Origin of the sequence: Prevotellamassilia timonensis (genome assembly GCF_900106785.1) — a bacterium.
Taxonomy (GTDB): Bacteria; Bacteroidota; Bacteroidia; order Bacteroidales; family Bacteroidaceae; genus Alloprevotella; species Alloprevotella timonensis.
The window spans coordinates 316,226-332,327 of record NZ_LT629844.1; the positions used below are offsets into that span (position 1 = coordinate 316,226).

At 47.2% G+C, this 16,102-nt stretch carries 17 protein-coding genes and 1 pseudogene; 4 read left to right on the forward strand and 14 right to left on the reverse strand.

The genetic code is table 11. From position 1 onward, the window contains the following. Positions 1-129 precede the first annotated feature (129 nt). The 4 genes from BQ5453_RS06810 to BQ5453_RS06825 are packed head-to-tail and all read left to right on the forward strand — an operon-like array spanning position 130 to position 1,534. Positions 130-432 (forward strand): hypothetical protein, encoded by a 303-nt coding sequence (locus tag BQ5453_RS06810; protein WP_022121729.1) that lies wholly within the window; start codon positions 130-132, stop codon positions 430-432. Between the two features lie 7 nt (positions 433-439). After that, positions 440-814, forward strand: a complete 375-nt coding sequence (locus tag BQ5453_RS06815; RefSeq protein WP_071122623.1) for a DUF2958 domain-containing protein — start codon at positions 440-442, stop codon at positions 812-814. Between the two features lie 52 nt (positions 815-866). Next, a complete protein-coding gene (locus BQ5453_RS06820) occupies positions 867-1,238 on the forward strand; it encodes a hypothetical protein (RefSeq protein WP_071122624.1) in 372 nt (123 codons plus the stop codon). After that, positions 1,235-1,534, forward strand: coding sequence for a hypothetical protein (locus tag BQ5453_RS06825; RefSeq protein ID WP_071122625.1), 300 nt, complete (start codon positions 1,235-1,237; stop codon positions 1,532-1,534). The genes BQ5453_RS06820 and BQ5453_RS06825 overlap by 4 nt, the downstream gene beginning before the upstream one ends. Before the next feature lie 110 nt (positions 1,535-1,644). Here the strand turns inward: BQ5453_RS06825 and BQ5453_RS06830 are convergent. The 14 genes and pseudogenes from BQ5453_RS06830 to BQ5453_RS06895 form a co-directional block, all read right to left on the reverse strand. After that, positions 1,645-2,844, reverse strand: a pseudogene (locus BQ5453_RS06830) (ArdC family protein); the annotation flags it as partial. Positions 2,845-2,849: 5 nt separating this feature from the next. Further along, positions 2,850-3,458: a hypothetical protein gene (locus BQ5453_RS06835; RefSeq protein ID WP_071122627.1), complete on the reverse strand. Its 609-nt coding sequence runs from the start codon at positions 3,456-3,458 to the stop codon at positions 2,850-2,852. A gap of 58 nt (positions 3,459-3,516) precedes the next feature. Then, positions 3,517-5,121 carry a glucosaminidase domain-containing protein gene (locus BQ5453_RS06840; protein WP_071122628.1) on the reverse strand — a complete coding sequence of 535 codons (1,605 nt, stop codon included), beginning with the start codon at positions 5,119-5,121 and terminating at the stop codon, positions 3,517-3,519. An 18-nt stretch (positions 5,122-5,139) separates the two neighbouring features. After that, positions 5,140-7,557: a MutS N-terminal domain-containing protein gene (locus tag BQ5453_RS06845; protein WP_071122629.1), complete on the reverse strand. Its 2,418-nt coding sequence runs from the start codon at positions 7,555-7,557 to the stop codon at positions 5,140-5,142. Positions 7,558-7,584: 27 nt separating this feature from the next. Further along, a complete protein-coding gene (locus BQ5453_RS06850; protein WP_071122630.1) occupies positions 7,585-9,420 on the reverse strand; it encodes a hypothetical protein in 1,836 nt (611 codons plus the stop codon). Continuing rightward, positions 9,420-9,719, reverse strand: a complete 300-nt coding sequence (locus tag BQ5453_RS14565; RefSeq protein ID WP_074027658.1) for a hypothetical protein — start codon at positions 9,717-9,719, stop codon at positions 9,420-9,422. The genes BQ5453_RS06850 and BQ5453_RS14565 overlap by 1 nt, the downstream gene beginning before the upstream one ends. 11 nt (positions 9,720-9,730) lie before the next feature. Continuing rightward, the gene (locus tag BQ5453_RS06860; protein ID WP_071122631.1) at positions 9,731-10,558 is read right to left on the reverse strand and encodes a M23 family metallopeptidase; all 828 of its coding nucleotides are present in this window, start codon (positions 10,556-10,558) and stop codon (positions 9,731-9,733) included. A 19-nt stretch (positions 10,559-10,577) separates the two neighbouring features. Next, positions 10,578-11,237: a hypothetical protein gene (locus BQ5453_RS06865; protein WP_071122632.1), complete on the reverse strand. Its 660-nt coding sequence runs from the start codon at positions 11,235-11,237 to the stop codon at positions 10,578-10,580. Between the two features lie 18 nt (positions 11,238-11,255). Next, positions 11,256-11,930 (reverse strand): hypothetical protein, encoded by a 675-nt coding sequence (locus BQ5453_RS06870; RefSeq protein WP_071122633.1) that lies wholly within the window; start codon positions 11,928-11,930, stop codon positions 11,256-11,258. Between the two features lie 20 nt (positions 11,931-11,950). Continuing rightward, the gene (locus tag BQ5453_RS06875) at positions 11,951-12,649 is read right to left on the reverse strand and encodes a hypothetical protein (protein ID WP_071122634.1); all 699 of its coding nucleotides are present in this window, start codon (positions 12,647-12,649) and stop codon (positions 11,951-11,953) included. After that, positions 12,630-13,118, reverse strand: coding sequence for a PH domain-containing protein (locus BQ5453_RS06880; RefSeq protein ID WP_071122635.1), 489 nt, complete (start codon positions 13,116-13,118; stop codon positions 12,630-12,632). Before BQ5453_RS06880 ends, BQ5453_RS06875 begins: the two co-directional genes overlap by 20 nt. Before the next feature lie 30 nt (positions 13,119-13,148). Continuing rightward, a complete protein-coding gene (locus BQ5453_RS06885; protein ID WP_071122636.1) occupies positions 13,149-14,306 on the reverse strand; it encodes a toprim domain-containing protein in 1,158 nt (385 codons plus the stop codon). 12 nt (positions 14,307-14,318) lie between these two features. Next, complete coding sequence (locus BQ5453_RS06890; protein ID WP_071122637.1) at positions 14,319-15,860, reverse strand: hypothetical protein; 1,542 nt, start codon at positions 15,858-15,860, stop codon at positions 14,319-14,321. A 12-nt stretch (positions 15,861-15,872) separates the two neighbouring features. After that, positions 15,873-16,097 (reverse strand): hypothetical protein, encoded by a 225-nt coding sequence (locus tag BQ5453_RS06895; protein ID WP_071122638.1) that lies wholly within the window; start codon positions 16,095-16,097, stop codon positions 15,873-15,875. Positions 16,098-16,102 lie beyond the last annotated feature (5 nt).

A 16,102-nucleotide genomic window follows, 5' to 3' on the forward strand; every position in this document is an offset into this window, starting at 1 on the left:
CAATTCCTTGTCTTGTCTGCCTCCATGCCCGAACTCTTGATTGCACGTAAAATCAATTCCCTCGATGAAGTCGTAAAGGCTTCGAGAATAGGGAAGAAAAAGAAGTTTCACAATTTAATCCGAACAGATATGAACGATATGATTAACGAAAGAGACAAGGAGTTTGCCAATGAGTTTTCACGCTTCGTGAACGGCAAGATGTGTTCCGCATCCAAGGTGGGTGCAGAGTTTGCCAATGACCACCGCTTTCTTGTAAACGAGAAGTTCAAGGTGATGATGGCTTTCATGGAGCAGTTGGCAATAAACTATCAGAAGGGCTATTATGACCTTCGCAATGAATGGGCTTGCACTTTGGCACATGCAGCCATTGAAGCCTTGCGTGAGCAGCAGCTCTACTATCCATCTTCATCAGAGTATTCACCCAATAAATAATGCAGTTATGACAAGCAGATTGATTACACCACAGTTGGCGGAGCAGTTCAAGCAATATCCGCTTTATTCACAGGACGGCAAGAAGAAGGATGCCATTTGCCAATGCGTCTTCTTCATCGGCAAAGTCCGTTGGTATGTATTGGAAGGTCAGCCGGAAGGCAATGACTTCACGCTGTTCTCTATCGTTGTCGGTCTTGCCGATACAGAATATGGCTATGCTTCCATCAAGGAAATGGAAAGTATCAGCGTGGATGTCGGACATAACCTTCCCAAGATACCGATATTGCAGGACAAGAGCTTCAAGCCTTGCCCAATCGGAAACATTCCCGACGAGAGATTGCAGTCGTTTCTGTCTGACATATATGACAGGGAAGAAGTTTAAACCATTCATCAGCCGTAGGCTTCTTGCCTATGGCTGCTAAAAATCAAACTATATGATACAGCAAAAGATAACGGAGATAGCCGAAATATTAGGATGGAGCGTTGATTTCTCCGAGCCACAAAATGGCAAGACAGATGTAAACTTCGCCAAATATACTTCCTGTGGTCAAGATTTCAATTTCAGCGTGGAACTTGAAGACGATGATATGGAAGCCTTCATCGACAATATCCATGAGTATTATGAGAACTTTGATGTTGACGAGGAAGCGTACATTTGGATTGGCTCAGACGGTCACGGCAAAAATGGTGCACCTTACCACATTGCCGATATAGTCAAAGACATGGAGGAAGCCGAAGTAATGATGGCTGACCTTTACGAGGCATTCAAACAATATTATTCACAGTTAGAACTTCAAGCCGTATGACAATAGAACAATATCTTTACCGCTTATGTCGAAACATTCTCAAAGAGCGTTTCGACTGGCGCAAATACCTTACCACCCAAAGCTATTTCGGCAGAGACCTTTGCGTCACTCCGCTCCATGTCTCCTATGGACAAATCGGCTATACCATCCATTTCCCTTGTTCTCGTGACCCGATGCCCGAACTCGCATATGATTGGGAAATGAACGAACTCACCATCGATGAGGAAAATTGGCAGAAATGGCTTGCTGACGAAGATGAGGAAGATGATGACAGCGAAGATGCCACACCCGAATAATGAAAAAATCCAGGATGCTTACACATTGATATATATATATGTGCGCATCTTGGATTTTTGCTTTTTTGCTACAAATAGCCTTATTATCGGCGGAACACAGACCTTGCGACCTTTTCTTCTTCTGCCTCAGTTTGCTCACTATCATTTGATGATGCGGATTGCTTCATGTCCTTCGCATCCTTGTTTTCTTCCGATACTGAAGCTGCAACATCCTCACTCTGTTGTTCCTTCATTTCCAAAGACACTTCGTCTATTCTCTGCGTGAGAATAGACGTTGCCTTTTTCACATCCATCAAGGTGGTCTTGATGAAACTTGGCGACTCCTTCAGACTGCCGAGCCACGATTTCAGATAGGCGGCACTGTCTTCCTTCAGATTCTTGGTCATGCCATACTTCTGGCACACCAATGCACTGCCCAACTCTGCAACCAGTTCCTCACGTGCATATTCATCGGAACCGAAGCCCGACTGCGGTTTGAGACGGTTCAACTGATTTTCCGCTCCTGTCGAGTGAACCATCTCATGGAACGCTGTTCCATACCACGACTCACCATCCTTGAACTGTGACTTTTCAGGAATGGTTATCTGGTTGCGGGAAATGGAGTAGAACGCATTGTCCTGGTGTTCGATATTGATGGGACAAATCCATCTCTGCTCCTTGAACATCCGGTCAACAGCAGGAAACGAATACATGTCACCTTCCTTCACCAATGCCTTCTCTGGCTTGTTCTCTGCTTCCAACTTGGCATACAATTCAGGTCTTGCCGCCTTCAGATTGGTCTGTGCCACATTGAACACCTGGTACACATTCAACTTCGGATAGACATTATACTCCTTCTGCTCCTCAGCACTCATTCGCTTGTAGTCGTCATAGGGTATCTTTTCTTTTGTCTCCTTGTGTACAATGGTGAAACTTGTCAGCATCACGGGAAAACTCTTCTCTCCCTTATTGATGCCAACCTTGGGCAACGGCTCGCCATTGGCATCCACCATCTGCTTCTTGTTACCTTGCTTGTCGGTCTGATAGTTCAAACCCACTGCACGGTTAAAGGTGCAGAACACTGGCAACTCGTAGCCTTTCTTCTCGCAGAGCATGGTGAGCAACAAGGCATTCATGCCGTTATACTCTCTGCCAGACAGGTTCTTCGGCCAACTCAATGTACCTTCCGTAAACCAAGGCTTTTGCCATCCGTCCTTGCTTCCCAACGACTCGATTTTCTCTATCATCATGTTGGCGAAGGTGTCCAAGGCTCTGTCTTCAGCATTCTTTCCATCGCCATTATTCTGTGGACTCTTATTGTAATATGCCATACTTGCTAATTGTTAGGATGATACGGTTTCTTCTCCCACTGGTTCAACTCCGCCACCTTGCAGCCTAAGTTGAGTCTGTCGTTATACACCGAGATTTCCAACTCGCCCTTTGCCTCGATGGTGGCTTTCGACTGCAGCCATTCTTCCTTTTCTTCCGAGAACCGGACAAAGCGCACCCATGTAAAGGCAAATTCTTCTCCAATCTTCTCTGCACTGAAAGCAGAAAACATCAGGAAAGCCTTACCATTTTTGCCTTTCTTCATATCAATGTCCTTACCGACCTTGCCTTTGAATTCCATGTCGCCCACGATGCCATCCTTGCTTTCCGATACGGGAGACAGGTTCACTTCCGATACCTTCAAGTTGAAATACAGGTTGTCGTCTTTCTTCTTGAAGGTCAACACACCTTTCAACTCAATGCGGTTGCCCACGACAATACCTTCCGAATCGTCACCATCCATGATGCAACTGACAATCACGGTCTTGTTGATACCACTTTTGGCTGGCACCACCACATCCACGGAATATGTCGTAAAAGGCATTCCGTCCTTCCCATTGCGAACCACTGCAGCCTTGCTGACGGTTCCGCACACACTTACGTTACATTTAATCATAGCTCAAATACTTTTTTATTCGTTTTCAATCGACCAAGATGTGGAACCTCCAAGTATCTTACTTTCTTTGCATTGTCTGACTTTGACCTTCTTGCTGTTCCAGGACTTGCTCATAGTTTTGCGATGCCTGTTGCGTCAGCACGATAGTATTCACCATTCCAGCGATGCGCATTTTCTTGGCATCATTGCTCAGGTTGGTATCACCCAACACTTGCGACAATCTACAGAACTCCGCATTGGTCAGCTCTCTCGTCACTTTGGTAGTGCCATTGTCCGCTTGCAACACAGCCTTTCCATTGTCGCCAACGCTCAGCACGCACTCCTTCATAGTCGGCATCAACGGTTTCAAGTCCACCTGCCTCTTGCTTACAGCTTCTGAGATTTGCGCTTTTTGCTCTTCCTCGCTTTTACTGTCTATTTGCACAGCGAGGGCAAGCAGACTGCTATACATGGTAGTCACCAATCCCATTATCGGGTCTGCACTTGACAATCCTGTGCTTGCGTCCTCGGATGAAAGCAGTTTCTTCATCCAATCGTCAGGTGACAGACTCGTGTCCACTGCCGAACTATTTTCCTTGTATTTTGCCAACAGGTCATTGCCGTTATACAATGCTTGTTGCTTCAGATTGCCTTTCTGCGCTATCTCCGCCAAGTACGATGCAGGATCCACGTCCCTTGTCTTGCCGTCTGCCGATATGGTCTTCACCCCGAAATGCAGATGCTCACCTGTGGTTCGCGTTCCAGTATTGCCAGATACACCCAACTTCTGTCCTGCTTTTACCTCATCACCCACCTTCACGACGATACTGTCCAAGTGCATATAGGTGGTTTGCACCTTGCTTCCATCCGATCTTGCGTATTCCACTGTCACAGACTTGCCACCGCCAGTATTGGCATTGTGGTTCACAGCTACCACCTTGCCACCATTCTCGGTTGCCAACACATCATCATGCTTGGCTCTGATGTCAATGCCCTTGTGCATCTGCTGTTTGCTTTTGTCCATAGGGTCTTGACGCATACCGAATGGAGAAGTGACAAACAAGAACTCGTCCCTTTTCACAGGGAATGAGTATTTGTCGTTGGTTGTTTGAGATGCTGTTTGCTTCTTTTCGTCATTATTGGATGTCGATACCGAAGACGATACCGTTGCTGAAGTCCTTGCATTCTGTTCTACGCCGAACTTCTTGTCCTCTGCCCTCATTTCTTGCATCACCTGTTGGTCATACTTCTGTAATCCATTAATCTCGATAATCTTTTGCAAACTGGCAGCATATCCTCCATTGGTGGCATAACCGCCTCGCTCAATACCTTTTGTCCATCCCTTGTAGTCGTCGGGAGAGAGTTTGAAGCATTGGCTGTAGCGGCTGCTGTTCTTCAATATCTTGGAATGGTGTTCGTATGAGTCACCCACCGTGGCATACTTGCAGAACTTCTCATTCGGCTTGTCATCGGTATAGACAAGATAATCGCCACCGTTCTTCAGCCAACTTTTCGAAGCCTTCACGCCAAAATGGTTGTTGCCCAACTGCGACAGTTCACTCTGTCCATTACGGCTTTCTAAGATGCCTTGCGCCAAGGTGATGGAAGCAGGGATGCCATATCGCTTCATTTGTTCCATCGCCTCGGCAGCATATCTTTCTGCATATTGCTGATTCTTGCTCATGTCTTTATATCCTCATTATTATCGTTTCATACCGCCAGAACGCTGCTGTTCCTCAGTATTTTGCTCCTCTTGCTTCTGCTTGGGTGCCTCCAACTGGTCACAGATAGCCACTCGTTCTCCAACTCGGATAAGCTTGGGCAGATAGGTGTCCAAGGCATGATGTGGAAAGCCAGCCATGTAGGGACCTGCTTGGGTGTTTCTCTTTGTCAATGTAATCCCCAACACTTCCGCTCCTCGCTTGGCATCCTGTTCATACATCTCATAAAAATCACCTACACGAAACAGCAGCAAAGCATCTGGATGCTTGGCTTTCAACTCCTTCCATTGCTTCATGATGGGAGAGTCCTTGGTCTCTTCCTTCTGCTTACCCTTTGTTTCTTCCTTCTTTTCCACAGTAGCGTTATTATCTCTTTGAACAGTCGCATCCTTCTCTTCCCTAATATCTGTCTTTTCCTCAGAAGATGCTTGCTTATTCTCTTCCTCGTGATACTCTCGATGTCCTTCCTCATTCTTATCGGTGGAGACTTGCGTTTCTTGCTTCACCTCGGTTTCATCAACTTGCTTTTCAGATGCAGTCTGCTCTTGTGTCTGTCCTTTCTGCAGGATGTCAGCAAACAAGGTTGCTGCAAGATGTTTCTTATACTCGTTTTTGTCTTCGGCAATCCACATCCGTTGCCATTGGCTTGGCGATACCACACGAGGCTGCAACTTGTCTGCGCCATCAATGGTGGCTGCACACAGAATGACATCGTTCTTTGCCTTGAACACGTTCACTTTCTGTATGCGGTTCATGTCCACCTCGTTGTGCTGACCGCTGCCGAACAAGTCCACCTTCAGATCAGGCTTTGTCTCTGCCATCGCATAGTATTTCTGTGCCAGTTCCATTCTCAGACTGTCCATCGTGTCCTGCGCCTGTTTCAGCGTGGTGAAGAAGCGGTTTAAGTCCGCCTTGTCGGGATAGATGGAAAAAGCCTTCTGTCCTTCGGGCTTGATATACATCGCCCAACGCTTGTTGTCATCCTGCACCATCTGTATGCGGTCGAAGCCCACCTGCTTGCTCTGGCTCACGGCATCACTCACGTCTATCTTGGATATGTCTTCCAATTGCCAGTTCTTCAGTCTTGCAACGGTGATGTCCTTTCCTGCGAAATAACTGTCATCAGGATGGTAGCCTAATGCACCATCGGGATTGTAGAACTTGACAGACAGAAAACCTTCCTTCTGCAAGGCATGTTCAATGCGCTGCTTGCTCATACCCGACACTTCATTGTTCACTTCCAATGATGCTCCTGCTGGCAACACCACATCGGCACTCTTGTTTTCCTTGTCTCTTACAATCACCACAAACTTCTGCTCGCTGTCAGGATGCTTGGCTATCTCATCTGCCACAAAGTAGTGTTTGGGCATCTGCGCTTGCATCTCGGTGGTCTGCTGCTCGTTCTTCAAGGATGAATATTCTATTTTCTCGCCACGCTCTGCCTTGCGGATAACGTCCAAGGCATTGTTCACATCACTCTCTATGGCATCTATCAGACATGGATTTTCTTTCAGTTCACGGTTCCAGTAGTCCACCAGTCCCATATTCTCCTTGGAAATCTTGGCTGGCATACCCATTTTCATCATCTTGATGCCCGAAGCCAGTTCCACAACCAGTTTCTCTTGCTTCACGGCATCCTCCGATGGCGCAATGCCGTTTTTCATCACCATGCCTTCCCTTGCCAGTCGCTGTTGATGTCCTGTAGCACTCACCACTTGGCGCAGCATTTCCTGCACATAATCGCTATAATGCTCAAAGTTTTCTTGCTTTGGCATATACACAGCATCTTTTTCTGTGTCATAGTGTGCCACTCCGCTTCCGTCTTTGCGCACCGCCATCAGGTTTTCCTTCATCTTCTGGATGAAGTCATTTACTTGGCTACGCAATGCCTTGTCTTCATTCGCACCGACATTTTCCTTCACCACCTCTTCATATTTTTCTTTGTCTTTCAATAGCAACATGGTTTGGTCGATGTTGAACAGCACTCGTATCTCCCGATTATGGATGCCCTTGTACTGTGTCTGATCGGTAGCCGACAATTCCTGGTAGTCCTTTCTACTGATGATGTCCTCTGGATTATGTCGGTTCACATACTTGTTCCACGCATACCAGTTGAACGGCACACCTCTCTCATGCGCCATCACAGACTCGTCTCGCTTCTTGGCTTCGCTAAATAACGTGTAAAGATTTGTAGAAAATCCGTTCTTGTCGGAGTTCAATCCCATCACGAGGGCATTGAACGGACTCACTGCCGCTCCCTTTGGGTAAAACCGTGGATATTGCTTTCCTTGCTCATTCAGCCAGACACCCTTGTTGTCGGCTGCTTTCGACAGGGCCTCGGTAATCAGTGACACTTGACGCTCTGCCGCATTCTTCTCTTGTGGACTTTTCTCTTTCATTGTATGATTGTTTTACGTTTTCTTTTATTATCTTGAACGTTGAATAACTTCTCGCTGCTCTGCGTTTTCCATCGCCTCGTTTCTCACACTTCTCACTTCTTGCTCGCCATAGTTGTGTTCTGCCATCTGTCTCATCTGGTCACTCTTGGCAAGCACGGCATTGGCAAGGGTGTTGAGTGGTAAGGCTCCTGCTTGATATGCTCCAACCACATGCTCTGGCAGTTGGATGGTGTATGGCACTCGGTCGATGGTTGCCACCAAGCAATTGCCTTGCAGCACAGGGTTGGCTATTCGGGGATTCAACGGTTCGTCTGGATAGGACTTATATTGCACTGCTTGTGATGTTGTATTATCGTATGATACAGCATTTCCATCATTGCTTTCCCGTTTGTTTGCCAATGCTTCATGTCCAGCCTTGTTCAGCAGATTGGCACCGCCCATACCGATGAGCGTCATCTTCAGCAATGGATTTTTCACAAACATTCCTGCAAGAATGGCGGCTATCGGCATCATGTTGTCCTTCAAGCCTAATGATTGCGTCTTGCCAGTGAACAGTCCAACAAGGATGTCGGGCAACATGGCTATCACATAGCCGAGGTTATTGCCGATGTCGCTGAAACCATTCAGTCCGAAGTTCTTCAACAGCCCTTCCCAACCGTTGCTGTTATCATTTTCAGGTTGGTCTTGAAGTTCTTCCTCTGATTGCGCTTGCTGTTGTTCATCAGTTTCTGTTTGTTGCGCCTCTGCCTCTTTCTTTTCTTGGATGATGCGCTCTGCCTCTGCAACCTTGGCTGCGTCGTGCTTGGCTTTCTCTTCCAGATAGGCATCTTCCTTGCCGGGTGCCACTATCAGCGGTACATTCTTGTATTTCGGATCGTTCCGTTTCTCTTGCTCTTTTTGGAAAGGAAACTTAAAACTGTTGTCTGTCCATGCCATAGGCGTAAATGCTTTTTGTGGAATATGTATCTTATTATGGAGTTTGCTGTTGAGCGTCTTGAAATAGCCATTGTCGGTGGCATTCACTTTCTTGGCTTGTGAGCGAAAACCAGTGAAGGCATTGCCGTTTTGTCCGAACACACCCTTGCTGATGCTCAGTTCCATCACTTGCTCTTTCCGCTGTTCTGCGTTTCCCTTCTTGGAATCGAGGATATAGCCCAATGCCATGTCGCTCCCCACCAAAGTTGCCAATGACTTCCAACTACCGATACCGCCCATAGTCACGGCATCCACTACCGAGGCGGTAGCCCTTCCAGCAAACTTCTCCGTCTTGCTTGGCTTATAGGCTTTCTCGCCACGAGCTTCTATCTCTGCCGTCAATGGTGACTTCATCAGTTCTTCTTGCAGTCCCCAGATGCTGTTTTGTGCTGCCTTTCGCAAGATGTAGTCCATCGTTGACTTGGGTGTATTGTCCTTGACGAGCTTCCCAATCATCAGGTCTTCCATCCTTTGTGCAACGTATGCGTATGCCAAATCCTCGCCACAGGCTTTCGACAAAGCGTCATATTTGCTTCGTCCAATTTCCTTCACCACGGCATTGCGCCACTCGCCAGCAAGAAGAGCCAAATCCTTCACGATGTTTTTGTCCTTCCATATCTTCTGGTTGCACATCGCTAGATAGTCCTCCGTGGTTTTGCTGTTCCATTTGCCTGTTTGCTTTAGAACAAACTCGGTGTTGTCGGCATACGGATTGGCAGAAGCAAGCACTCCTGCCAAACTGCTCTGGTATCTGCCTCTTTCCTCCAGTTGCTTGTGAGTCAAGTCATCTCGCACCTGTTTCATCACAGGTGCCAGCTTGCCGTCAAAATATCCTTGAAGGCAATACTCCAGTTCGGCAAAGCGTGTAGGGTTCTTGATAGTACTCATTATAGCGTTACGTTTAGTTGACCTAATATCTGTTCTCTTGTCTGCTCGATGGCTTGGTGATACACTTCCATCTGTTTTGGAAAGTATTCCTCCAGCCAAGAGTCCTTCTCTATTCTGTCATGGATGAAGAGGATGGCTTGCTGCAGTTCTATCTCCACGGAGCATTCTCCTTCCTCTCGGTTATTGAACCACGCCTTTGTCCACCATCTCACTCCTGCACGGTCGGGATAGACGCTCACCAACCTTGGAATATCAAAGCTCTGCACATCGATGTCCAGTTCAGCAAGCGGGTCGATGATGCCACTCGTCCTTATGGCTTCGTCATGGAGTTTTTTTTTAGAACTTCGCTCAATGTGGACAGATAGATGCCATGCCGCAATGCCAGATAGTTCAAGAAATCCGCAATCAGCAAGTTCTGCACCTTGCAAGCCAAGGGCATAGCTCTCTGCCCGATGCCTAACGGATTGCTGATGGATGGCATAGCTTCATAGAAATAGTGTTTCGCCGCTGACAAGGTAAAGATGTTCCTTAGCGACTGCTCTGCATGTTGCGGTGTCACATACATACCTTTATACAGGTCTTCCATATACGATGGCATGAAGCGCAGCATCAATTCTTCTATCTCTTTCTGGTCTTTGTCATACTGTGTGGCTATATTCATGTCGTAGGTCTCAAACTCAGGAAAACCTGTCTTACCGGTCTGTTCCATTGCCTTCACATTGCCATATAGCATGGTCAGAAAATCAATCGGATTGATTTCCTTGCCGTCAAACTTCACCTCGAAATGCAGTCTGTCACCGCTCAATGCCACGATGTTTCCTGCCTTCACGGTTTGTCCGAAGTTCACGAACACGTTGGCAAGGTGGGCGTAGGTCACTTCATATTTGCCGTAGCGTACCACTTGGTAGATGCCGTGTGTCGCATCATTGCCAATGCCCGATACCGTTCCGCTTGCCAAGGCTGACAGCAGATAGTGATTTGCCTCAAAGTCCAATCCGTGATGGAAGAACACCATTCCTGTTACAGGATGCTTCTGTTTTCCATAGCCAAGTGTCAGTTCCACATCCTTGCCTCGCTCCTCAAAGGGCATGCAAAAGCCGCTTTTTGATTGCAGCATCATTTCTTCTGTATATCTCATGTTGTTGTCGTTTTTATGTTTATCGTTTCATGCCGCCACTGCGTGTGGTCGTTTCTGCTTCGTTCGCATTTCTTCCTTGACCGCCATCACCACTGACAATGTTCTTGATATTGGAATTGTTGCCGATGAGCATCATGCCGAGCATGGCTCCTGCTATCTTGCCAAGCCATCCGAAACGTCCGAAAGTGAGGAACGCTGCTGTTACCAGTCCTGCAAGGCTCAGTCCCGACACGTTTCCTTTCACTAAGTTCTTGAAGAAGTTGCCGAACATCTCCAGTCCGTTGCCTCCGAAGATGCCACGGAAGAAGTTGCTCATTCCGCTCCACTTGCTGTTGATGTCGCCCATGGCACCATTCACAGCATCCACAGCTTCTCCAGCCTTGTTCTTCAGTCCTTTCACGTCTTCCACAGCTTCGGATATTTTCTCCGTGGTGTCTTTTCCTACCACCACATCACTGGCTATCTCCACCATGCTCTTGTCGTTGACAAGGTTCTGCCATGCCACATATCCTGCTGCGCTGCCCACAGCGGCTGTTTTCATCGCACTTCCTGCGCCTTTTAGTGCTTGGGTGGGATGCACAGCCGTATTGCTTGCAGATTTCAGTCCTTGCTTGGCGACACTACCTGCACCTTTCAAGGCACTGCCGCCATACTTTGCTATCTTTGCCCATATACTCATAGTCGTATCTTTTTATTGTTATTTGATCTTTCCGTTTCGCTTCCATCTGTTCATGCAGTCCTTCACGATGGTTTTCTTGTCAGCCTTGTCGTGGCTACCTTCCTCTATCTCTGCCCAGATGTCCGCCATCGAGGTGTACTTCACCGCCTTGGTCAGCCGTTGCAGCTTTTTGTTCATTACCTTCAGCTTGGGGCGGATGCCGAAAACGATTTCCACTCGTTCTTTCTCGGTTATCTTGTTGCCTGACAAGCATACAAGCCTGATGTCATTTACTATCTCCACGCTGCCCATAATCAACTCCCGATAGATCTTGTTGCGCTTGGCTGACAGTGTCACAGCAAGGGCATTGCTCGGATGTTTATCCAGTTGTTTGGTGAATCCTCCCAAGTTATCCACCAGTCGGTCTATCTCGTGATAGAAGCCATATACCTGTGCAGCATACACCACGATGGAGCGGAACGAGTCCAAGTAGTTGTTGAACTCTCGTTGCAGATTGGTGGTTCCTTCCACTTCCTCTTTCAACCATATATGACCAGTGGTCTGCATCAGCATCACCTTCTCCTGGTTCTTCAACTCCTTTTCAGCCTTGTCTGTATATGCGTATATCATTCCTGCCAACACAGGGTCGTTCTGGGCTTGCACCTTGCAGACGGAAAGCAACATTATGCCAAAGCAAAATATCCATGTTCTCATACTCAAATGTTTTTATATTATTATGGTGTACTGACTTTGGCAGCTCTCTGCCACCGCCCCAATGCTTGCGTAGCAATCTCACCATTACTTCTGTCTATCATCCCTGCCGTGACATTGTTCCACACATCACTCATTGTATAGTAGCGGATGCTCAGATACAGTTTGTTGAGCTTCTTTTGGAAAGCAGATAGTTTGTCGTTTAATGCCCACAAGGTCTTGGAGCGGTCTGCTCCTGTCAGCATATTCTCTGTGCCACCATTCGCCACGGCATCGTTCAATAGATTGAAAACCGATACCAATTCCGTTGCCGTCTCGATATACAGGTTATTCATACTCATGCTTGCCACAATGCCCTGCGGATTATTGGCAATAGCTGTCTTCAACTTGGCGAGCGTGATGAAAATCTTCACGCCATCATCATACAGATGGGTACATGCTTTCAGCGAAGAGGCATAGCCGTTCACTGATTTCAAGTAGCTGTTGTATTTCTTCTCCCATTTGTGTATCTGGTTAAACTCAGCAGCCATTGTATTCTGCAACAACGCCGTCTTGGTCTGTCCGTTGATTTGCTTTTCAATCTCACTGTTGATAAGTTCATTGCCTTCTGCCAATGCCATCCATTCCAAGGGATTGGATGACACCAATTGTGCCTTGGCTTCCGATGCCGTTGCTATGCCGATAATTGCCATCAACCATATCTTACCTATTTGTAATCTCATAGATGCTCCTCCTGCGTTTGCTGGTTTCTACTCGTTCTCTGATAGTTGTTACCAAGTTTTCCTTCATCGGTACTCCGATAATGTCAAGCCTTGGTGTCGTTCTGTCTCCAGAATATATGCACACGGTTTTCAATCGGAATAGTTGCTGCATGAAAGTTTGACTTTCGTTGAAATCCACCACACGGTATAGTTCCTGATAATCTACTTCACGATGAAACACGCCATGCTCAAACACTAATTGTTCGTTACTGATGATGTACCGCATCCTGCATAGATAGACCATTCGATATGCCAAACATAGGGAAAGCAAGAGCGAGAGGACAAACACCAAAGTGGAGAGAACGGCATCATCAATACCTGCATATACAAAGCCTACGCTTATAAGCACAAGCAAGTGCAGCTCGTTGATGACGAACTGCATCCAATGGGGCTTGATGATGATGTTTCTATACCGATATGTCTGCTGCATAGTTCTCCTTTTTGATAATGACACCATGCTTCATCTGCGGAAGCCCGATGTCTGTTCCTCTTTTTCCTCCTGTTTGGCTTGCTCTTGTTGCCTCTCAGCCTCTTGCGCCTTGGCGAACTCGAAATAGTCGAAGTCTATCTCTCCTTGGTCTATCAACCGTTGGTCTCGTTTGCCAAGCAAGGCATCGTTCCAGTCTTTGTATTGTCCCAAAGGATGAAAGGCTTGCACCGTGAAGTCTGTAAATCCCATTTCCTTAGCGATTGCTTTGAAGTTCTTCACAAAGCCACGTCCTGCCTCGTCTTTGTCAAAGCCCAAATAATGGTTCGCTTTTCGGGTCTCTTCCAGCATTCCCTTTATTTGCCCCTTTGTCGGTGTACCTCCGGTCGAGACATACACGTTCTTCACTGGATTGATTTGGTACTCTGCCATAGCATCGTAGGCACTCTCGAACCATAGAATATTTGTGGCTTCTTTCAATGGCTTACCGGTCAGGTTGGCTATCCACAATCCTTCACTGCTGTTGCTTCCTTCCGCCTTGCCCTTGTATGCCTTGCCGTCCTCTCGTCTCGGTCTGCCTCGCTCTTCCAATCCAACGATGCTGTCCGGCTTGGACGGCAAGGATAGTGGAAAGGCGAGATTGGCAAAGCTCAATCCGTCATTTCGACGCTTGGTCGCCAAGAAGAAATGCTTGTGAAAGGCGAACTGGGTCCCCATGTTGATGCCTCTTTCCTTGAAATAAGGATAGTGTTTCCGTTGGGTGTCCTTTTCCCTTGGGTTGAAACGCAAGATGTCATAGTCTGACAGGTTGAAGGGCTTGGCTTCTCGCTTGGGTTCTGCCACTCTGCTTTCACGCACATCAATGGGATTATTCAACAGTCTGTTGCATACCACATTCACCAGTCTGTCCAATGACATCCCTGGCTTATAGTCGTCAAACAGTGTCGGATGCTCCTTGATGAAACCTATCACGTTGTAGTTCTTCTGCTCTGGTGGCTGAAAACAGCACTTGCCATTGCCTGTGACAATAAACTTGTCGCCTCTCACTCGCTGTCCATAACTGTCCACCTTTACATACGACGGATAGCGCAAGCCATCTCGTTTGTTCAACTGATAGCCTGCGTCCACCAGCAGCTCCTGTATGTTCAGACGCTGTAAGAAATCATTATATGTCAGTTCGTTGTTTGCCATAAGCGTATTCCGTTATAGTCCTTTCCCAATGTGAGGATGCAATACTTCTTGGTTCATGGCAGCCTCAAAGTTTCTCGCCGCCACATCCATTGGCGTATCTACTCCTGGCTTGAAGTAGGGACGAGGTGGCGCAGGTGCTGCACCATGATGGTGGTCAACTATCACTACAGGTGCGCCATGTGGACGATGTAGCTCACTGCCTACTTCGGCAGCAACACCCAATCCTGCTAACAGTGCAGCTCCAATCTTGGTTCCCAAACTGGTGCGGTCTTTCATATCAACCTCACCGAATATCTTGGAAAAAAGTTTCATGCGATGGTAGTCATCCACTGCCATGAACTTGTCATACTGCTTCTGCGTTATCTCGTGGCTTACTCGCTCACCGTTGATGATGGCTGTCATGCGGAATTTGCCTTCTTGCTCCGCTGGCTCCACTCGTATCTCACCAACAGTTACTTCTCTGCCATGCATGACTTCACGGAACCACCCCTTGCTCTCGTCCAAGTCCTGCCCATCCACAATACCTACTTTATTGTTCATAGGTTCTTGCTGCACTTGCAGTGGCTCAACGGTAGATTGCAACTGCATCCTGCCGTCCAACTCCTGTTGCACCTCTGGACGCAAACCGATATGGATGCGCTCCTTGCTGTTGAGCATATCCATCGTTATCTTGTCGGTGAAATCGTCCTTGATGACATTATTCAATATATCCAGTCGTTTGGCTACAGATACTTGCTTGACAGAATTGTTGGTCAATGCCTTCAATTCATCGTCGGTCAAGTCATACACCATATCACTTTTGGTGCTTTCTGATTGGATGGTGAGTGTCTTTGCCTTCTCATCGATGATGATACCGTGTGAAGACAGGCATTCCTGCCATTGATCGTTGGAGAAATATACAGGTGAGCTTATCAGTTCCTTGTAGGGTTTGGCTGGCTCTTTGCTTCTTGGACGTGTCTCTACAGGTGTCATCACGGCTTGCAGGTTTTGTAATACATCTGCTTGTGATGCTACTTGTTGCTGTCCTTTATAGTAAAAGCCATAGCCTCCAGAGGTTAGCTCTCCTGGTTTCAGCCTTCTGTCTGGTCTTTCCGCTACCATTGGTGCTCCTGCATAGAACATCTGTCCTCCGACTCTGCGTAGATGATAGCCGTCCTGCATTCTCGGTGTCCAACCTAAAAACTCTGGACTCCATCCTAACCGTCCGTATTCTCCAGTACCAATCCTATATCCATGCAGTCCCATAGCCACTCTTCCATTGGCATTTCTTGCATGGGCAAGGTTTCTCGGCATATAGAAGTCTTTGCCGATGATGCTGGTAAAGACATTGTACGCCTTCTTGTTGGCAGAGTTGGTTCCCCAATCGGTCAATGCCAACATCTGTTTCTCGGTGAGGTTATAGGTCAGCAGTGGGGAGTCATGTCCCTGTACCACTAACTGATAACCGTCACCGTTGGCTATGATATGGGCTTGCATGCCATTGCGCATCAAGATGTCACGCATCTCTGGCTGCAAGTCCATCTGTCTTGGATTCAAGTTCTTTCTTATCGCCATAGCATGATTGTATTAAGCGTTCTCTTTTTCCATTCCTTGCTCTAACAGTTCGTCTTTGTACTTCACAAACTGTTCCGCACTCTCGTTGCCGATGCACAGGGCGTGTTCCTTGCAGTATTCCTCATACTCGTTCTGCCATTCCTCACTGAAATGGTTCACATAATCAAGCCAACCATATTCGCCGCTCTGCATCTTCTCTACGAGAATGTCTTCTGTATAATAAGGTCCTTTTCTCATTTCTT

Excerpts from the sequence above, each read along its gene's own strand:
- BQ5453_RS06810 (WP_022121729.1), top strand. The coding sequence starts at position 130 with ATGAACGATATGATTAACGAAAGAGACAAGGAGTTTGCCAATGAGTTT.
- BQ5453_RS06815 (WP_071122623.1), top strand. The coding sequence starts at position 440 with ATGACAAGCAGATTGATTACACCACAGTTGGCGGAGCAGTTCAAGCAA.
- BQ5453_RS06820 (WP_071122624.1), top strand. The coding sequence starts at position 867 with ATGATACAGCAAAAGATAACGGAGATAGCCGAAATATTAGGATGGAGC.
- BQ5453_RS06825 (WP_071122625.1), top strand. The coding sequence starts at position 1,235 with ATGACAATAGAACAATATCTTTACCGCTTATGTCGAAACATTCTCAAA.
- BQ5453_RS06835 (WP_071122627.1), bottom strand. The coding sequence starts at position 3,458 with ATGATTAAATGTAACGTAAGTGTGTGCGGAACCGTCAGCAAGGCTGCA.
- BQ5453_RS06840 (WP_071122628.1), bottom strand. The coding sequence starts at position 5,121 with ATGAGCAAGAATCAGCAATATGCAGAAAGATATGCTGCCGAGGCGATG.
- BQ5453_RS06845 (WP_071122629.1), bottom strand. The coding sequence starts at position 7,557 with ATGAAAGAGAAAAGTCCACAAGAGAAGAATGCGGCAGAGCGTCAAGTG.
- BQ5453_RS06850 (WP_071122630.1), bottom strand. The coding sequence starts at position 9,420 with ATGAGTACTATCAAGAACCCTACACGCTTTGCCGAACTGGAGTATTGC.
- BQ5453_RS06860 (WP_071122631.1), bottom strand. The coding sequence starts at position 10,558 with ATGAGATATACAGAAGAAATGATGCTGCAATCAAAAAGCGGCTTTTGC.
- BQ5453_RS06865 (WP_071122632.1), bottom strand. The coding sequence starts at position 11,237 with ATGAGTATATGGGCAAAGATAGCAAAGTATGGCGGCAGTGCCTTGAAA.
- BQ5453_RS06870 (WP_071122633.1), bottom strand. The coding sequence starts at position 11,930 with ATGAGAACATGGATATTTTGCTTTGGCATAATGTTGCTTTCCGTCTGC.
- BQ5453_RS06875 (WP_071122634.1), bottom strand. The coding sequence starts at position 12,649 with ATGAGATTACAAATAGGTAAGATATGGTTGATGGCAATTATCGGCATA.
- BQ5453_RS06880 (WP_071122635.1), bottom strand. The coding sequence starts at position 13,118 with ATGCAGCAGACATATCGGTATAGAAACATCATCATCAAGCCCCATTGG.
- BQ5453_RS06885 (WP_071122636.1), bottom strand. The coding sequence starts at position 14,306 with ATGGCAAACAACGAACTGACATATAATGATTTCTTACAGCGTCTGAAC.
- BQ5453_RS06890 (WP_071122637.1), bottom strand. The coding sequence starts at position 15,860 with ATGGCGATAAGAAAGAACTTGAATCCAAGACAGATGGACTTGCAGCCA.
- BQ5453_RS06895 (WP_071122638.1), bottom strand. The coding sequence starts at position 16,097 with ATGAGAAAAGGACCTTATTATACAGAAGACATTCTCGTAGAGAAGATG.